The 17535-nt window shown below is 74.0% G+C and carries 15 protein-coding genes and 1 pseudogene; 12 read left to right on the top strand and 4 right to left on the bottom strand.

The genetic code is table 11. The features are described from left to right. Positions 1-99 precede the first annotated feature (99 nt). Complete coding sequence (locus CK485_RS24475; protein ID WP_109453995.1) at positions 100-906, top strand: polysaccharide deacetylase family protein; 807 nt, start codon at positions 100-102, stop codon at positions 904-906. A gap of 100 nt (positions 907-1006) precedes the next feature. On the opposite strand, the gene CK485_RS24470 is transcribed toward CK485_RS24475, so the two are convergent. Then, entirely contained in the window at positions 1007-1249 is a 243-nt protein-coding gene (locus CK485_RS24470; RefSeq protein ID WP_146214580.1) for a hypothetical protein, read from the bottom strand. 326 nt (positions 1250-1575) lie between these two features. Between CK485_RS24470 and CK485_RS24465 the strand changes: the two are divergent. Beyond that, positions 1576-1860 (top strand): annotated as a pseudogene (locus CK485_RS24465) (sugar ABC transporter substrate-binding protein); the annotation flags it as partial. 160 nt (positions 1861-2020) lie between these two features. Beyond that, positions 2021-3061 (top strand): enoyl-CoA hydratase/isomerase family protein, encoded by a 1041-nt coding sequence (locus CK485_RS24460; RefSeq protein WP_109453992.1) that lies wholly within the window; start codon positions 2021-2023, stop codon positions 3059-3061. A 15-nt stretch (positions 3062-3076) separates the two neighbouring features. On the opposite strand, the gene CK485_RS24455 is transcribed toward CK485_RS24460, so the two are convergent. Then, positions 3077-3955 (bottom strand): trypsin-like serine protease, encoded by an 879-nt coding sequence (locus CK485_RS24455; RefSeq protein WP_241968566.1) that lies wholly within the window; start codon positions 3953-3955, stop codon positions 3077-3079. Positions 3956-4131: 176 nt separating this feature from the next. Between CK485_RS24455 and CK485_RS24450 the strand changes: the two genes are divergently transcribed. From CK485_RS24450 to CK485_RS24435, 4 genes are all read left to right on the top strand, one after another. After that, the gene (locus tag CK485_RS24450) at positions 4132-4824 is read left to right on the top strand and encodes a response regulator transcription factor (protein WP_109453991.1); all 693 of its coding nucleotides are present in this window, start codon (positions 4132-4134) and stop codon (positions 4822-4824) included. Beyond that, entirely contained in the window at positions 4821-6329 is a 1509-nt protein-coding gene (locus CK485_RS24445; RefSeq protein ID WP_109453990.1) for a HAMP domain-containing sensor histidine kinase, read from the top strand. The genes CK485_RS24450 and CK485_RS24445 overlap by 4 nt, the downstream gene beginning before the upstream one ends. A gap of 184 nt (positions 6330-6513) precedes the next feature. After that, positions 6514-6948 carry a hypothetical protein gene (locus CK485_RS24440; protein WP_241968565.1) on the top strand — a complete coding sequence of 145 codons (435 nt, stop codon included), beginning with the start codon at positions 6514-6516 and terminating at the stop codon, positions 6946-6948. Beyond that, entirely contained in the window at positions 6945-7193 is a 249-nt protein-coding gene (locus tag CK485_RS24435) for a hypothetical protein (RefSeq protein WP_109453989.1), read from the top strand. Before CK485_RS24440 ends, CK485_RS24435 begins: the two co-directional genes overlap by 4 nt. 578 nt (positions 7194-7771) lie before the next feature. Here the strand turns inward: CK485_RS24435 and CK485_RS24430 are convergent. Both CK485_RS24430 and CK485_RS24425 read right to left on the bottom strand, forming a co-directional pair. Beyond that, positions 7772-8539 (bottom strand): putative protein N(5)-glutamine methyltransferase, encoded by a 768-nt coding sequence (locus CK485_RS24430; protein WP_109453988.1) that lies wholly within the window; start codon positions 8537-8539, stop codon positions 7772-7774. A 306-nt stretch (positions 8540-8845) separates the two neighbouring features. Beyond that, a complete protein-coding gene (locus tag CK485_RS24425) occupies positions 8846-9775 on the bottom strand; it encodes a LysR substrate-binding domain-containing protein (protein WP_109453987.1) in 930 nt (309 codons plus the stop codon). A 94-nt stretch (positions 9776-9869) separates the two neighbouring features. Here CK485_RS24425 and CK485_RS24420 point away from each other — a divergent pair, with 94 nt between their 5' ends. The 5 genes from CK485_RS24420 to CK485_RS24400 all read left to right on the top strand — a co-directional run bounded on the left by CK485_RS24420 (position 9870) and on the right by CK485_RS24400 (position 17076). Beyond that, positions 9870-10574: a succinate dehydrogenase cytochrome b subunit gene (locus CK485_RS24420; RefSeq protein ID WP_109453986.1), complete on the top strand. Its 705-nt coding sequence runs from the start codon at positions 9870-9872 to the stop codon at positions 10572-10574. Between the two features lies 1 nt (position 10575). Beyond that, positions 10576-12522 (top strand): fumarate reductase/succinate dehydrogenase flavoprotein subunit, encoded by a 1947-nt coding sequence (locus CK485_RS24415; protein ID WP_109453985.1) that lies wholly within the window; start codon positions 10576-10578, stop codon positions 12520-12522. After that, positions 12519-13265, top strand: coding sequence for a succinate dehydrogenase/fumarate reductase iron-sulfur subunit (locus CK485_RS24410; RefSeq protein WP_109453984.1), 747 nt, complete (start codon positions 12519-12521; stop codon positions 13263-13265). The genes CK485_RS24415 and CK485_RS24410 overlap by 4 nt, the downstream gene beginning before the upstream one ends. A gap of 125 nt (positions 13266-13390) precedes the next feature. Then, complete coding sequence (locus tag CK485_RS24405; RefSeq protein WP_109453983.1) at positions 13391-15244, top strand: ATP-binding cassette domain-containing protein; 1854 nt, start codon at positions 13391-13393, stop codon at positions 15242-15244. Next, entirely contained in the window at positions 15244-17076 is a 1833-nt protein-coding gene (locus tag CK485_RS24400; RefSeq protein ID WP_109453982.1) for an ABC transporter ATP-binding protein, read from the top strand. Before CK485_RS24405 ends, CK485_RS24400 begins: the two co-directional genes overlap by 1 nt. Positions 17077-17535 lie beyond the last annotated feature (459 nt).

The following is a 17535-nucleotide window of genomic DNA, read 5'->3' as shown; positions in this document are numbered from 1 at the left end:
CGCCACAGACCCGGCTCGCCCGGCTCCCCCGGCCCGCCCGGCTCGCCCGTGACGTACCAAATACAACAGATCATCACATTCGCCGCCTACGGTTGCCCGGTGACGTCCATCGATCGCCGAAGCGTTCTGCGGGCCGCGGCCGGGACCGCCGCGGGTGGCGCGCTGGCCGCCGGTTGCGGCGACGGCCACGCCGTCCGGGCCGCCGCCCGCCCGGCCCCCTCGACCGACCCGACGGCCTCGCCGCACACGCCCGCGGCCCCCGGCTCACGCACGGAACCCGCCGCGCTGCCCGCGTTGCCGCCGGGCCTGCCGGACCAGATCGCCCACGGGCCGTCCGGCCGCCCGATGGTGGCGCTGACGTTCCACGGGCAGGGCGACCCCAAGGAGGCCGAGGCGCTGCTCACCGAGGCGGAACGGGTGGGCGCCGGCCTGACCGTGCTCGCCGTGGGCAGCTGGCTGGAGGCGTACCCGGCGATGGCCCGGCGCGTCCTTGACGGCGGCCACGAACTGGGCAACCACACCGAGAACCACCGCGACATCAACGCCATGCCGGCCTCACAGGCGGCCGCCGAGATCGAACAGTGCGCGCAGCGGCTGCGGCGGTTGACCGGCGGCGTGGGCCGCTGGTTCCGGCCGTCGCAGGCCCAGTACGCGTCGCCTTCCGTGCTGCGGCTGGCCCGGCGGGCGGGATACCCGCACGTGTTGTCGTACGACCTGGACTCACTCGACTACACCGACCCCGGCGCGGACGCCGTGCGCGACACCGTCCTCGGCCACGTGCGGGGCGGCTCGGTCGTCAGCCTCCACTTCGGCCACCCCGGAACCGTCGCCGCGCTGCCCGCCATCCTCGACGGGCTGCGGCAGCGGGGCCTGCGCGCGGTGACCGTCTCGCGAATGCTGGCCTGAGAGCGCCGGGTCGGCACCGCATGGCGCGGAAAACGGTGAGGCCGCGCGGCGCCCGAGAGGGCGACCGCGCGGCCTCACCCGGCCCCGCGCGGACGGATCGTCAGCGCACGTGGTGCCAGAAGCCGATGTGGTGGGTGTGGTGGTGGTGGAAGCGGTGCGGGTAGCCGTGGTGCAGGTGGCGGTGACCCCAGTCACCGCGGCCGTGACCCCAGTCACCGCGGCCGTGGAAGGGCGCGTGGTGGTCGGTCGCGGCCTGGGCACCGCCGGCCGCGAGGACGACGGCGGCGGCGCCACCGGCCAGCACGCCCAGGGCGCGGCTGAGTGACGAGGTGAGGGACTTCATTGCTGATGCCTCCAAGGTCATTCGATGGGGACTTGGGTTCTGCCCAACGAACCAGGCAGCATCAGGTATTTGACCAAGACGGGATCTTTACCGACAACAGCGACACACCGCCTTTTGGTGACGCAACCCATACAGACCTCACTCCTGGGCGGTAGGTTCCGTACGCTTGTCCCAACTTCACGACATTCGCCTGGCGATGATCTGACTAATACGCTTGAGCGGTAATCCGCTGAAGCGCATTAGTTACTGACGCTCCGGACGTGCGCGTCAACCGGGTCGCACCAGCCCGCCGACAACTACGCGGAGAAGCTCAGCGCCGACGGCGCCACCAGGAGTCGTTCGCCCGCAAGGTGGCGATCTTCCCCTCGACCGTGGGGTCGCTCGACGAGCCGTACTGGACGACGGACGACGGCACCAGTGAGGGCGCGGTCCGGGTGGCCTCGGCCGAAGCGCTCAAGGGGGCGGTCGACTACACGCCGGTGGTGATGACCGACCAGATGAAGATCGTGCTCCAGAACGCGGTGGCGAAGGCGCTCCAGGGCAGGGAGACTCCGAAGCAGCCGCTCGACAACGCCGGCGCCCGGAGCGACCGGTTGCCGCGCCAGAGCTGACGCCGGCCTCCCCGGGGCGGCCGGGGCGCACGTGGCCCCGGAAAAGACGCGGGCCCGCCGGACGGGAGGCCCGGACCGGCGCCTAGGCTGGCGGGAGGAGTCCGATCCCGCGGCGCTCCGGCCACCGGCGCCGGGTCCGCGTCGTCCAGGCAGGAGCAGCATGACCGTCCCCGTGAAGACATCCGTCCACGACGGCGTCGCGACCATCCTGCTGGACCGGCCCGCCGCCCTCAACGCGCTCGACCTGCGGATGGTCCAGCGGATGCGGGCCGCCCTGGAGGCCTGGCGGGACGACGAGTCGGTGCGGGCCGTGGTGGTGCGCAGCACCTCCCCGAAGGCGTTCTGCTCCGGCGGCGACATCAGGGCCGTGCGGGAGGCCGCGCTACGCGGGGACGCGGACGCGGTACGCGGCTACTTCGCCGCCGAGTACGGGCTGGACGCCGCGGTCGCCGGATACCCCAAGCCGTACGTGTCGCTGATCGACGGCTACGCGCTCGGCGGCGGCCTGGGCATCTCGGTGCACGGCTCGGTACGCGTGGTGACGGAACGCGCCGGGCTGGCGATGCCGGAGACGGCGATCGGCTTCTTCCCCGACATCGGCGCGGGATACTTCCTGCCCCGGCTGCGCGGCGCCGTCGGCACGTACCTCGGCCTGACCGGGGCACGCGTCTCGGGCGCCGCCGCCGTCGAGTGCGGCCTGGCCACCCACTACGTGGACTCCGGTGACCTTCCTTCGCTGGAACGCGAGTTGACCGCGTCCGGCGGCCGCGACCTGGACGCGGTCCTCGCCCGGTACCGCACGACGCCACCGCCGTCGGAACTGCACGGTCACTACGAGGCCATCGACCGCTGCTTCGGGGTTCAGACGCTGGAGGAGGTCTTCGACCGGCTCGACGACGCCGCCCGGTCAGAGGAGGACGGCGAGTGGGCCCGGGAGACGCTGGCCGCGCTGCGCCGGGCGGCGCCCTCCAGCCTCGTGCTCACCTTCGAGGTGATCCGCCGGGGCGCGTCCTCGTCCCTGGCGGAATGCCTGGACCGGGACCTGCGGCTGGCGCTGCGGGTCGCGCCCACCCACGACTTCACCGAGGGGGTGCGGGCCGCGCTCGTCGACAAGGACCGTCAGCCGCGCTGGTCGCCGGGGACGCCGGCGGAGCTGACGCGCGAGGAGCGGGACCGGCTCGTGGCGTGGCTCGACGGGTGAACCGGCCGCCACCGCCTACCGCTTGGCCCCGCCGCCGTCCATCGCCACCGCCCGCTCGTACAACTTCCGTACGTCCGCGCCGAAGTACGGGCTGTACGACACGTCCGCCGTGTCGCCGCCCTCCTGGAAGCCGCCGATGACGCCGACGACCGTGCCGGTGCCCGCCGCCGGGTCGTATCCGGTCAGCCACGGGCTGCCGCTGGTCCCGCCGGGGAACCCGACGCAGTTGACGCGCAGTTGGCGGGCGCTCTGCCGGATGGTGGTGTTGACGCAGGAGATCGGCTCCTGGCCGCTCGACGGGTAGCCGGTGAGCCGCACCGGGCGGCCGAACGGGGTGTTCACACCCAGGGCGTTGGCGCCGAGGACGTCCTCGATGTGCCTGCCGCGCAGCGGGCGCAGGATGACGAAGCCGACGTCCAGGTCGGGGTCGGAGGTCTTCGCCCAGCGCGGGTCGACCACCAGGCCGCGCACCCGCCAGGCGCCGTTGGGCGCGGCGCCGTCGCGGTAGCTGGGGACGAAGACGATGTCCTTGCGGTAGCCGTTGCCCTGGCCGCCGTGGATGCAGTGCGCCGCGGTGAGCACCAGATCCTTGCCCGGGCTGTGCACGACGCTGGCGCTGCAGAAGTGGTCGCCGTTCGCGTCGTGGTCGAACAGCGCCCCGATCCGGGCGTTGCCCAGCGTGGGCAGCGGCGTGTACGACATGCCGCGCGGCGCTTGGATGTCCGCGGTCGCGCGGCGCAGGCGCTGCGCCGACCAGGTGCTGAAGGCGTCGCGGGTGTCCGCCGGGCCGCCGAGACCGCAGGAGGCGAGCAGCGCGCCCGCGACCAGCAGCGCGGCCCCCGCGACCAGCCGGGTCCGGGCCGTCGGGGCGACCCCGGTAGCGTGCACGCCCATGCGCCCGATACTGGGCGCGCTCGTCGCGGCCCGCTACCGCAGTGGTCCGGACGGGGCCGCTACCGCGTTCGCAGGAAGGCCCGGTACGGTTCGGCCCCTGCGCCGGGCCCCCCGGCCGGCGCGCCCCGCATCACGACGCGCGTACGGCGGCACGCGTAGGCAGGAGAGACGTTCCCATGACCGAACGATCGGGCCGGGTCCTCGTCGTGGACGACGACGCCGCGATCCTGCGCTCCCTGGGGCGGGGCCTGCGGCTGGCCGGGTACGCGGTCAGCCTGGCCCCCGACGGCGCGACCGCGCTGGAGACGCTGGCGGACCAGCCCGCCGATGTCGTGGTGCTGGATGTGTCCATGCCGGGCATCAGCGGCATCGAGGTGTGCGAGCGGCTGCGGGCCGCCGGTGACGACGTGCCGGTGCTGATGCTCTCCGCCCTGGACGAGGTGGCCGACCGCGTCGCGGGGCTTCAGGCGGGGGCCGACGACTACCTGGTCAAGCCGTTCGCGTTGCAGGAGCTCGAACTGCGCCTGAGGGCGCTGCTGCGGCGCAGGCCCGCCGGCCCCGGCGACCAGGTGCGCGCCGGTGAGCTGGTGCTCGACCCCGGCTCGCGGGAGGTGACCTACGCGGGCGTGCCGGTGCGCCTGACCCGCAGGGAGTTCGAGCTGCTGGAGGTCCTGGCGCGCAACGCGGGCATGGTGCTCAGCCGCGACCAGCTGCTGGACCGGGTGTGGGGGTACGACTTCGACGTGCGCACCGACGCCGTGGACACGTTCGTGAGCTACCTGCGGCGCAAGCTGGAGGCGGACGGGCGGCCCCGGCTGATACAGACCGTGCGCGGAGTGGGCTTCGTGCTGCGCGGGGAGACCCGGTGAAGCTGTCGACCAGGATCGCGATCGCGGTGGGCGTGACGGTGCCGCTGATGGTGCTGGCGTCCGGAGTGCTGCTGACGCGGCTGATCAGCCGGGACATCCACGCCGGGCAGGACGCGCGGCTGCGGGACCGGGCCGCCGTGGTGCTGCCGGTGGCGCGCGGTCTGCTGCGGGTGGACCGGGCGGGGCGGCCCGCGCTGGAGCAGTCGCGGGAACGCAAGCTGCTGAGCGCCGCGCTGGACGTGGGCGTACGCGTGGTGTCCGGGGCGGACGGCTCGATCGCCGCCGAGGGCGGGCCGCAACCGGCGGACAGTGTGCCGCTGCCCGCCGCGGCGGGCCGCAACCCGGTGACGGTCAGTGCCGACGGCAGGAGCTGGCGGGGCTTGAGTCTGCCGATCACCGGCGGTCAGGCGGGCGACACCCTGTGGGTCTTCTCCCCCGCGTCGCAGACGGACGCCGGCGTGAAGGCGGTGCGGCGGCGGGTGCTGCTGGTCGCGCTGATCGCCGCGCCGGTATCCGCGCTCGTGGGGCTGGGGATCGCCGAGCGGGCCACGTTGCCGCTGCGGCGCCTGCGGCGGCGGGCCGGTGGCCTGGACCCGGGGGTGAGCGCGGCCCGGCTCGACCACCGCCCCTCGCGCGTCACGGAGGTCGACGAACTGGCCGGGACGCTCCAGACGCTGCTCGCCCGCTACGACGAGCAGGCGGCACGCACGGGTGAGGCGCTGGAGACCGCCAGGTCGTTCTCCGCCGCGGCCTCGCACGAGTTGCGCACGCCGTTGATGAGCATGCAGACCAACCTGGAGATCCTCGCCGCCCACCCGGACCTGGACCCGGCCGAGCGCGCCGAGGTGGTGACCGATCTGCGCGGCGAGCACGAACGGCTGCTGGGGCTGCTGGTGACGCTGCGGGCGCTGGCGCAGGGCGACCTGGTCGAGGCGGACGCCTTCACGCCCGTCGACCTCGGCCAGCTGGTCGCCGCGTCCGCCGCCGACGCGGCGCGCAGGCATCCCGCGGCGCGCGTGACGGCCGCCGTCGATCCCGGCCCGCGCATCCGCGGCTGGGAGCCGGGGCTGCGGATGGTCGTCGACAACCTGCTGACGAACGCGCTGGTGCACGGGCGCGCTCCGGGCACGCCGGGCGCCGTGGTCGAGGTGGCGCTGCGCGCCCGGCCGGGAGCCGCGGTGCTCACCGTGGACGACCACGGCCCGGGCATCCCGCGATCCGCCCGCGAGCGGGTCTTCCGCCGTTTCGAACGCGGCGGGGACAGCCCCGGCACCGGGCTCGGCCTGACCCTCGTGGCTCAGCAGGTCGACCTGCACGGCGGCACGGTGCGGATCACCGACCGGCCGGACGGCTCGCCGGGGACCCGGTTCGAGGTGACGCTGCCGCTCAGCGACACGCCGACGGTGGTCCTGCCGGTCCACCGCGACTGGCTGACCGGCTCCCTCCCGCGAACGCCGGGCGCACCGGGCACATCGGGCGCCCCGGGCAGTTGGCAAGGGGCCTGACGGATCGTACGGGCCTGGGTGGGCGGGCCCAGGGGGCGTGGTGGGCGCCCACAAAGAAACCACAAGAAGCGCTCCTACGGTCGCTCCCACGCGGCCCGCCGAGCCCTCCCAGCGGCGGTGGCGGGCCGCTCCCTTCCGTATCGCAAGCCCCCGTGGCGGGGCCGCACGAAGTGGAGTGAAGACCATGCAGCGTCGCAAGACGGCGATGGCCGCGACCGTGGCGGGCATCGCCCTGACGGGTTCCCTGGCGGCCGGAGCGGCGCCGTCCTACGCCGACAGCGCGTCCTCGACGGTCACCACGGCCGCCAAGGCACCGCGGGGCGACGGCGCCAAGGTGCTGTGCCGCCGGGTGCCCGCGCTGGAGCGGCGGGTGGACCGGGCGGTCAAGCGCCTGGAGGCCGGCGTCGGCACGCCCGGCTCGATCGCCCGGCTCCAGCAGCGCATCGACAACGCAGACGCCAAGGGCGACACGGCCGTCGCCAAGCTGCTGGGCGACCGGATGGCCACCCGCAAGGCGCTGCTGCCCAACCTGGAGCAGCGGCAGACCGACCTGAAGTCGGTGGGGTCCTGGTGCCAGACGCAGGGCGACGGCAGCGGCTCCGCGGGCGTCAGCTCGTGACGCGGCGTCGTCGGCTGTCCCTCGGCGTCGCGGCGGCCCTGGCGGTCCCGGCCCTGTTCACGACGGCCTGCTCCGGCCACGACAGCGGCGCGGCGCCGGGTGGTACGCGGCCCGCCGCCACCTCGTCGCCGAGTGCGGGCGCGCCCTCCGGCTCGTCCGCGGACCAGCTCCAGCAGATGCAGCAGAAGGTGAACGCGGCGCAGAGCGCGGCGGACGCCGCGGACCAGGACGCGAAGAGCGACTAGCGACTAGCGGCAAGAGCCTGGCGACAGGTGCCGAGGCGGTCCCTCGAACGGAGTGCCCTCACCCGGCCGGGTGAGGGCACTCCGCACTTTGGCCGCCCCGCGCCCACCACCTCCGACCTGTGGAAACGACGTTCACGGCGCATCACGCCGTACGGCGTCCGGGTGAGCCCCGGCGTGTCGCCCGCGTCGCACGGTCGCCGCGGGGCGGATTGGATCGGGGTGAGCCGTCCGGTCAACCCGGGAGTCCGCCATGAACGGTGTGGGGCACATAGCCGGTCGTACGGGAAGCGACATCCGTACGCCCTCGGCCGTCACGACAGCCGTCACCCGGCCTGGTCCGGGCACGTCCGGCTCGCGCGTCCGGACCTCTCCCGCGGCGCCGTTCGCCGCCGCGCTCGTCCACGACCACCATCCCGCCGCCTTTCGCGGCGCCGGCGCGTGCCCTTGCTCGCGCCGCCATCCGGACCGGAAGGCCTGAGCCGTACCGGCCTACCTCCCCGTCGCGGTGAGGGCCTTCCACCCCTGTCGTGCCCCGGCGCCGCCTCGCGCGCCGGGGCACGATGCCGTGGGGCACCGGTTCAGGGCGCGGTCGCGACGACGACGGTCGCGCCGAGGTCGTCGTCGCGCTCGACCCGCGGCACGAGACCTCCGGCCGCGACCGTCCGCACCGCGCGTTCCGCCTGGCGTTCACTCGTCTCGGTCAGCAGGCTGCCGCCCGGGGCCAGCCAGCGCGGCGCCTCGGCGGCCACCCTGCGCAGGACGTCGAGACCGTCCGCGCCGCCGTCGAGCGCGACACGGGGCTCGTGGTCGCGGGCCTCCGGGGGCAGCAACTCGATGTCGTCGGTGGGCACGTACGGCACGTTGGCGGTCAGGACGTCCACGCGGCCGCGCAGCGCCGTGGGCAGCGGCGCGAACAGGTCGCCCCGGTACACCCGGCCGCCCACGCGTCGCAGGTTGCGCCGGGCGCAGCGCACCGCCGCCGGGTCGACGTCCGCCGCGTGCAGCTCGGCGCCGGGGACGGCGGTGGCGAGCGCGACGCCGAGCGCGCCGGAGCCGCAGCACAGGTCGAGCAGGACCGCGCCGGGCCGGGCCAGTGCGGCCGCGTGGCGGAGGAGGAACTCGGTGCGGCGTCGGGGCACGAAGACCCCGGGGCCCACCGCGACGCGCAGCGAGGCGAACTCGGCCCACCCCACGACGTGCTCGACGGGCAGGCCTGCGGCGCGGCGCCCGACCATCGCGGCGAGTTCGTCCGGGTGGCGGGCGGTGGAGATCAGCAGGTCTGCCTCGTCCTCGGCGAAGACGCAGCCCGCGGCGCGCAGCGCGGTGACGACCCCGGCGCGCGTCATGGGGGCCGGCGGAGGCGTTCGGGCCGGGTCGCGGCGGTGGGGCGGGTGGGACGACGGGTACGACATGGGAGCCTTTCGGGATGCCCGCGGGCACTCCTCGACGGGCTACGCCGTACGGACCGTACGCGCCGGGGCGACGGAACGGGCGTGACGGCGGCGAGACGGGAGCGCCCGGTCTGACACAGCGGGAATCTGTCTCACCTCCTCGGCTCGGTCCGGTCCGGAGCGGTCGTCGGTGACCGGTCCCGGATCCTGCGGCTGTCCTATGGCTGGGGACGCGCTGGTGCATCGTCCCGGTGCGCAACCCTACCCCAGCAGCCGGGTCCTGGGCGGCAGTTCCCCGGCGCGGCTCGCGGCGGCCAGGTGCTCGCCGAGCACGGTACGCAACTCCCGTGCCGCGCGCGGCGGTTCGACGTCCTTGCGGTGCGCCAGCGAGATGGTGCGGTGCAGGCCGGGGCCCTCGAAGGGGGTGACGCGCAGTCCGGAGCGGACGGCGGCCATGCCGGGCAGCACGGCGAGTCCGAGCCCGGCGCGCACGAAGCCCACGACCGCGTCCATCTCGCCGCCCTCCACGGTGAAGACCGGGTCGAAGCCCGCGGCCCGGCACACCGCGGTGGTCAGTTCCCGCAGGTCGTAGCCGCGCCGGAACATCACCAGCGGCTGGTCGCGCAGGTCGGCCACCTTCAGCCGCCCCCGGCTGCCCGGTGCCGGCGCGTCCGGGGAGGTGACCGCCACCAGTTCCTCGCGCAGCAGTTCGGTGGTGGCGAGCGCGGGGCCCTGGCCGGGCAGCGGGGTGATGACCAGGGCGAGGTCGAGTTCGCCCGCGGCCAGCACCCGGACCAGGTCGCGCGAGCCGCCCTCGTGGACGACCAGCTCGACGCCCGGGTAGCGGTCGTGGAAGGCGCGCAGCACGTCGGGGACCAGGCCGACGCACAGGCTCGGGGTGGCGCCCAGCCGGACCCGGCCGCGCCGCAGCTGTACGACCTCCTGCACCTCGCGGCGGGCGGTCTCGGTGTCGGCGAGGATGCGCCGGGCCAGTGGCAGCAGCGCCTCACCGGCGTCGGTGAGCGCGATGTGGCCCCGGGCGCGGTGGAACAGCTCGGCGCCCAGCTCCCGTTCGAGTGCGCGGATCTGCTGGGACAGCGACGGCTGGGCGACGTGCGCCCGGGCGGCGGCCCGGGTGAAGTGGCGGGTCTCGGCGACGGTGACGAAGTAGTGGAGTTGATGCAGCTGCACGCCGCCATCGTAGGGCGACGATAGCCTCAGCCTATTGAAACCAGCCACATCATGTCTTGGACCGATGCGGCCGTGCCGTCCTACCGTCGCCGGTATGGCACTGGCGACTCGGGCGGTACCGCGACCGTCCACCCTGGCGACCCTGTGGCGGTCCACGATCGGCAAGAAGACGGTGATGGCCGTCACCGGTGTGGTCATGCTGCTCTTCCTCGTCGCGCACATGCTGGGCAACCTGAAGATCTTCTTCGGCGCGGGCGACTACAACGCCTACGCGGGCTGGCTGCGCACCATCGGCGAACCGGCGCTGCACCACGGCTGGTTCCTGTGGATCATGCGGGTGGGGCTCGTGGCCTCGGTGGTGGGGCACGTGGTCTCGGCGTGGCAGCTCAGCCGCCGCGACCTGGCCGCCCGCCCCACTCCCTACGTCCACCGGCGACCGGGCGCCGGCTACGCGACGCGCACCATGCGCTGGGGCGGCATCATCCTGGCGCTGTTCGTCGTCTGGCACATCCTGGACCTGACGACGCTGACGGTGAACCCGCGTGCGGAGCCGGGGCACCCGTACGAGAACGTGGTCGCCGACTTCCGCAACTGGTACGCGAACGTCGTCTACCTCGTGGCGATGCTCGCCCTCGGCCTGCACATCCGCCACGGCTTCCGGAGCGCGGCGCAGACCCTGGGCGCCGTCACCCGGCGCGGCGACCGGGCGTTCCGGATCGCAGGGAACGCGCTCGCCCTCGTCCTGACCGCGGGGTTCGTCGCGGTGCCCGTATCGGTGATGACCGGAGTGCTGAACTGACATGACGCCGTACACCAACTACGCGGTCGGCGACCCGATCGCCGACACCCGGGCGCCCGAAGGCCCGATCGAGGAACGCTGGAACCGCCGCCGCTTCACCGCGCAGCTGGTCAACCCGGCCAACCGCCGCGCCCACACGGTCATCGTCGTCGGCACAGGGCTGGCGGGCGGCGCGGCGGGGGCGACGCTGGCCGAACAGGGCTACCGCGTCACGCAGTTCTGCTACCAGGACTCTCCGCGCCGGGCGCACTCGATCGCCGCGCAGGGCGGCATCAACGCGGCGAAGAACTACCGCAACGACGGCGACTCGGTGCACCGCCTGTTCTACGACACCGTCAAGGGCGGCGACTTCCGCGCCCGCGAGTCCAACGTGCACCGGCTGGCGGAGGTGTCCGTGCAGATCATCGACCAGTGCGTGGCGCAGGGCGTGCCGTTCGCCCGGGAGTACGGCGGCCTGCTGGAGACCCGCTCGTTCGGCGGCGTGCAGGTCTCCCGGACCTTCTACGCGCGCGGCCAGACCGGGCAGCAACTGCTGCTCGGCGCCTACCAGGCGCTGTCCCGGCAGATCGCGGCCGGCGCCGTCGAGATGCACCCGCGCACCGAGATGCTGGACCTGATCGTGATCGACGGGCGAGCCCGTGGCATCGTCGCCCGCGACCTGGTCACCGGCCGGATCAGCACCCACCTCGCGGACGCCGTGGTGCTGGCGACCGGCGGCTACGGCAACGTCTTCCACCTGTCGACCAACGCCAAGAACTCCAACGCCACCGCGATCTGGCGGGCGCACCGGCGCGGCGCCTACTTCGCCAACCCCTGCTTCACCCAGATCCACCCCACCTGCATCCCGCGCTCCGGCGACCACCAGTCGAAGCTGACGCTGATGAGCGAGTCGCTGCGCAACGACGGCCGCATCTGGGTGCCGATGGCCAAGGGTGACCGGCGTCCGCCCAACGAGATCCCCCAGGCGGAGCGCGACTACTACCTGGAGCGGATCTACCCGGCGTTCGGCAACCTCGTGCCGCGTGACATCGCCTCCCGCGCGGCCAAGAACGTCTGCGACGAGGGACGCGGCGTCGGCCCCGGCGGGCAGGGCGTCTACCTGGACTTCGCCGACGCCATCGCGCGGATGGGCCGGGAGAAGGTGGCGGAGAAGTACGGAAACCTCTTCGAGATGTACGAGCGGATCACGGCCGAGGACCCGTACCGGGTGCCGATGCGCATCTATCCGGCGATCCACTACACGATGGGCGGGCTGTGGGTCGACTACGACCTGCGCACCACGGTCCCCGGGCTGTTCGCCATCGGGGAGGCCAACTTCTCCGACCACGGCGCCAACCGGCTGGGCGCCTCCGCGCTCATGCAGGGCCTGGCCGACGGCTACTTCGTGCTGCCGTGCACCATCAACGACTATCTCGCCCGGCAGCCGCGCGACGAGCCCGACCCGGCGCACCCGGCCGCCACCGAGGCGGTCACGGGGGTGACCGAGCGGCTGGACCGGCTGCTCGCGGTCGACGGCGACCGCACCCCCGAGTCGTTCCACCGGGAACTCGGCCGACTGCTGTGGAACCACTGCGGGATGGCCCGTGACGACGCCGGACTGCGCGAGGCGCTGGAGCGCATCCCGTCGCTGCGCGAGGAGTTCTGGCGGCGGGTCAAGGTCCCCGGCACCGGCGAGCGGCTCAACCAGCAACTGGAGAAGGCCAACCGGATCGTCGACCACCTGGAGCTGGCCGAGCTGATGTGCCTGGACGCGCTGCACCGCACCGAGTCGTGCGGCGGCCACTTCCGCGAGGAGAGCCGCACGCCCGAGGGGGAAGCGGCCCGCAGGGACGAGGAGTTCGGCTACGTCGCCGCGTGGGAGTTCACCGGCGAGGGCACCGCGCCCGTCCTGCACAAGGAGGACCTGGTCTTCGAGTACGTCCACCCCACCCAGCGGAGTTACGCATGAGGTTCACCCTGCGCGTCTGGCGCCAGCCCGGTCCGGACGCCGACGGCGCCATGACCACGTACGAGGTCGACGGCATCGCGCCCGAGATGTCGTTCCTTGAGATGCTCGACACCCTCAACGAGGGGCTGATCACGCGAGGCGAGGACCCGGTGGCCTTCGACCACGACTGCCGGGAGGGCATCTGCGGCGCGTGCGGCATGGTGATCAACGGCCGGGCGCACGGGCCGGAGCGCACCACCACCTGCCAGTTGCACATGCGGCACTTCGCGGACGGCGACGCCATCGACGTCGAGCCGTGGCGCGCCGCGGCCTTCCCGGTCGTCCGGGACCTGGTCGTCGACCGCTCGGCGTTCGACCGGATCATCGGTGCCGGCGGCTACGTCACCGTGCCCACCGGAAGCGCCCCCGAGGCCCATGCCACCCCGGTGCCCAAGCCCGCCGCCGACACCGCGTTCGAGCACGCCGAGTGCATCGGCTGCGGGGCGTGCGTGGCGGCCTGCCCGAACGGGTCGGCGATGCTGTTCACGGCGGCGAAGGTGGTGCACCTGAACGTGCTGCCGCAGGGCGCGCCGGAGCGGGAGAGCCGGGTGCTGGACATGGTGGGGCAGATGGACGCGGAGGGCTTCGGCGGCTGCACCAACACCGGCGAGTGCGCGGTGGCCTGCCCGAAGGGCATCCCGTTGCCGTCGATCGCGGCGATGAACCGCGAGTTCCTGCGCGCGGCCCGCAAGGCGCCCAGGTAGCCCGGGCCGTGCGCCGGGAGGCGGACGGCCGGCCGCGTCCGGCCGTGCGGGAAAGGGGTTTGCGCCGACGCGCCGGGGCGGCGCACACTCGGCGGGCACCGATCGCGTCTTTCCGGGGGAGAGCCATGCCCGATCCGCCCGCGTACCGCACCCGATGGGCGGCCTGGCGGATGCTGTGGTCGGCGTCCCGCACGCTGTCGCTCGCCGCCCTCGCGCTGCTGGCCGCCGACGCCGTGCTGCCCAGTCTCACCCTGGTGGCGATGGGCTGGGCGACCGGCCGCATCCCGGCCGCCGTGACGCACGGCGTGGCCTCCCCCGCCGGGCACGCGCTGCTGTGGTCGCTGACGCTGGCGGCCTGCTGCTTCGCGCTGTCCATGCTGCGCGGCCCGGCACAGGACGTGGTGAGCGCCGCCGCCCGGGCCCGGCTCACCGCCGCGTTGCAGGAGCGCCTGGTGCGGGCGGTCTCCGCACCGGCCGGGATCGCGCACCTGGAGGACCCCGAGGTGCTGGACCGGCTGGCGTCGGCGCAGGGCGAGGTGGTGGGCCAGCAACCGGCGGACGCGCCGATCACGCTGCTCCAGCAGATGGGGAGCAGGCTGGGCGGGCTGGTCGCGTGCGGGGTGCTGAGCACGTACCGCTGGTGGCTGGGCCTGGCGCTGCTGGCCGCGTGGCTGGTCGTGCGGCAGCCGCTGCGCGCCCTGGTGCGCTCGCGGGTCGGCACCTACCGTCGGGCCAGCCGGCCGCTGCGCCGCTGCTGGTACTTCCTGGGCCTGGCCTGGCGGCCGCAGTGGGCCAAGGAGGTACGGGTCTTCGGGCTCGGCGAGTGGGTGGTGTCCGAGGCGTCCCGGCTCTACACCGAGGCGATGCGGCCCTCGTGGCGTTCGGTGGCCCGGCTCAACCTGCGCGTGGCGCTGTGCGCGCTGCTGGTGCTGGCCGCCTACGGGCTGGGCGCGGGCACCCTGGCCTGGGACGCCTACCACCACGAGGTGCCGTTGCGCACGCTGGCGACGATGCTGCCGATGCTGCTGGCCACCATGCCGGTCGGCAGTGTGACGGCGACCGACTTCAGCCTGGAGGGGATGCTGTCGGCGCTGCCCGACCTGGACCGCCTGGAAGCCGATCTCGGTTCCGCGGAAACGGATGCGACGGGAGATCAGGATCTGCGGGACGCCGATGGCCTGCCCCGGGAGGCGATCCGGCTCGAAGGGCTGGCGTTCCGCTACCCCGGCGCCGAGCACGACGTCCTGCACGACCTCGACCTGGAGCTGCCCGCCGGCCGCTCCCTCGCCCTGGTCGGGGTGAACGGGGCGGGCAAGACCACCCTGGTCGCCCTGCTGGCCCGGCTGCGCGAGCCGACCGGTGGCCGCATCACCGTCGACGGCACCGATCTGACCGGCCTCGACGCGCGTTCCTGGCAGCACCAACTGGCCGTCGTCTTCCAGGACTTCACCCGCTACCCGCTCACCGTCGCGGAGAACGTCTCACTCTCGCTTCGCGGCGATCCGCCCGACCCCGGGGCACTGGCCCGCGCCGCCGAACGAGCCGGGGCCGCCGAACTGATCGCCGGACTCCCGCGCGGCTGGGACACCGTGCTGTCCCCGCACTACACCGGCGGGACCGACCTGTCCGGTGGCCAGTGGCAACGGCTCGCGCTCGCCCGCGCGCTGTACGCGGTGGAACGCGGTGCCCGGGTGCTGGTCCTCGACGAGCCGACCGCGCAACTGGACGTGCGCGCGGAGGCCGCGTTCTACGACCGCTTCCTCGCCATCACCGAGGGCACCACCAGCGTGATCATCTCGCACCGCTTCTCCACCGTCCGCCGCGCCGACCGCATCGCGGTCCTGGACGGCGGCCGGATCACCGAGACCGGCAGCCAAGACGAACTGCTGGCGGCGGGCGGCCAGTACGCGGAGCTGTTCCACTCCCAGGCGGCCCGCTTCACCGGCGCCACGGCCAGGACCGCCGAGAGAAGAAACTGATGCGGCATCACATCTCGCGCCTGCGCGGCCTGTTGCCTGACCTCCGGGTGCTCGCCCTGCTGGGCACGTCCGGTTTCCGCGCCGCTCCCGTGCTGATGACGGCGTCCGCGCTGCTGTACGTGGTCGGCTCGGTCGCCTCTGTGACCGGCACCCTCGGCTACCGCGTCGTCATCGACTCCGCCGCTCGCCACGACGCGCACCACGCGGCGGTCGGCGCGGCGCTGGTGGCCGCGCTGTTCACCGTCTCGTGGGTGTGCGGGATCGTCGGCGCGATGCAGAACTCGGTGCTCACCGACAAGGTGGCGCTGCTGATCAACACCCGGCTCAGCCGCCTGACCGCCACTGTCGCCGGGCTCGAACTGCTGGAGCGCCCGGACCGGCTCGCCGACCTCGACCAGGTCCGCGACAACCGGCGCAGCATCGCGGGCGCGCCCCGGCAGTTCCTCAAAGGCCTCCAGACGCTGGTGCGCGGCGGCGGCATCCTGGTGCTGCTGATCACCGTCTACCCGCCGATCGTCATCGTGCCGTTGCTGGGCGTGGTCCCCACGCTGGCCGACCGGCGCGCCTCCCGCCTGATGAAGCAGGCCGACGACGACCTGGCGCAGGACCGGCGGCTGCTGGCCGACCTGTTCCGGATCACCACCACCGCTCAGACCGCCAAGGAGCTGCGCATCTGCGGCGTGACCCGTGACCTGGCGGCGCGGCACGCGGCGCTCGGCGAGCGGGTGCGTTCCCGGTCGGTGAGCGCGGCCCGGCGCAGTGCGGCGTGGGAGGCGGCCGGCTGGCTGGTGTACGCGGCCGGGTTCTGCGGTGCGATCGTGCTGCTGGTGCTGCGCGCGGCGCACGGCCACACCAGCCCCGGCCAGGTCGTGATGGCGGTGAGCCTGCTGCGGCGGGCGCAGGGACAGGTCTCCGGGGCGACCGACACCGCCGGCGCGATGGGCAGCGCGTTCCGCACGGCCGGGCGGCTGCTGACGCTGGAGGACCAGGTGGCGGCGGAGGGGGCCACCACGCCTGCCACCGGCGCGGTGCCGGCGCGGCTGGCGGACGGCATCCGCCTGGAGGGCGTGACGTTCGGCTACCACGGCGGCCGGGAGCCGGTGCTGCGCGACGTCGACCTGCGGCTGCCCGCCGGTGCGACGGTCGCCGTGGTGGGCGAGAACGGGGCGGGCAAGACGACCCTGGTCAAGCTGCTCACCGGGATGTACCGGCCGACGGCGGGACGGATCACGGTGGACGGCACCGACCTGGCCGACATCGACCCGGCACGCTGGCGTGAGCGCACCACGGCCGCGTTCCAGGACTTCTCCCGCTATCAGTTGACGGCACGCCAGACGGTGGGCGTCGGCGATCTGCCGCGTGCCGGGGACGACGCGGCGGTACGGTCCGCCGTGCGGCGGGCGGACGCGGACGCCACGGTGGAGCGACTGCCGAACGGGCTGGACACCCAGCTGGGCCGGTACTTCTCCGACGGGACGGAGCTGTCCGGCGGGCAGTGGCAACGACTGGCGCTGGCACGGGCGTTGATGCGCGAGGAGCCGTTGCTGACGGTGCTGGACGAGCCGACGGCGGCGCTGGACGCGGCCACGGAGAGCGCGCTGTACGCGCGGTGGGCGCAGGCGGCACGCGAGGGGGCTGGTCGCGGGGCGGTGACCGTGCTGGTCTCGCACCGGTTCTCGACCGTGCGCACGGCCGACGTCATCGTGGTGCTGGAGGGGGGACGGGTGACGGAGGTCGGTGGGCACGAGGAGCTGATGACGGGGGGCGGGCCGTACAGCCAGCTGTTCGCCCTCCAGGCGCGGGGCTATCTCGACGGCACGGCCGCGGGATGAAGGGGTTCGGCGGCTGAGGCCTTCCGGGGTCGGGGGCGGGGTGGGGCAGTCCCTCCGTGGACCGCATATTTACGAGCCCCCGCTCTGGACGTACGGCGCTGCTTCACGGGGACGCCGGGGGACTCACAAATATGCGACAGCGTCCACGGAGGAACTACCCCACCCCGCCCCTTCCGCCGTCCCCCGCACGGGCGTCGGCGGGGGCTTCCCCGCCTCAATCCGTCCACCCGTCCACATGCCTCCGGGCGGCCAGGTGCCCGATCAACTCCAGCTCTGCCACGACCAGATGCGCGCGCGTTCGCCACCATGCCGGTCGCCGTCGACCAGGCCATCGCCGAAGGGACGGAAGCCCGAGCAACTGGCACCCTCCTGGTTGAGCGGGTGCGGTTCACGCCTCCGCGGCCGATGGAACCGGCGACGGCCATGGCGACCGCACCACCGGGAGCAACGTCGATGGCT

Origin of the sequence: Streptomyces sp. ICBB 8177 (assembly GCF_003144095.1) — a bacterium.
Taxonomy (GTDB): domain Bacteria; phylum Actinomycetota; class Actinomycetes; order Streptomycetales; family Streptomycetaceae; genus Streptantibioticus_D.
The sequence above is the reverse complement of the archived record's forward strand: the minus strand, read 5'-3'. Positions and strand labels throughout refer to the sequence as shown.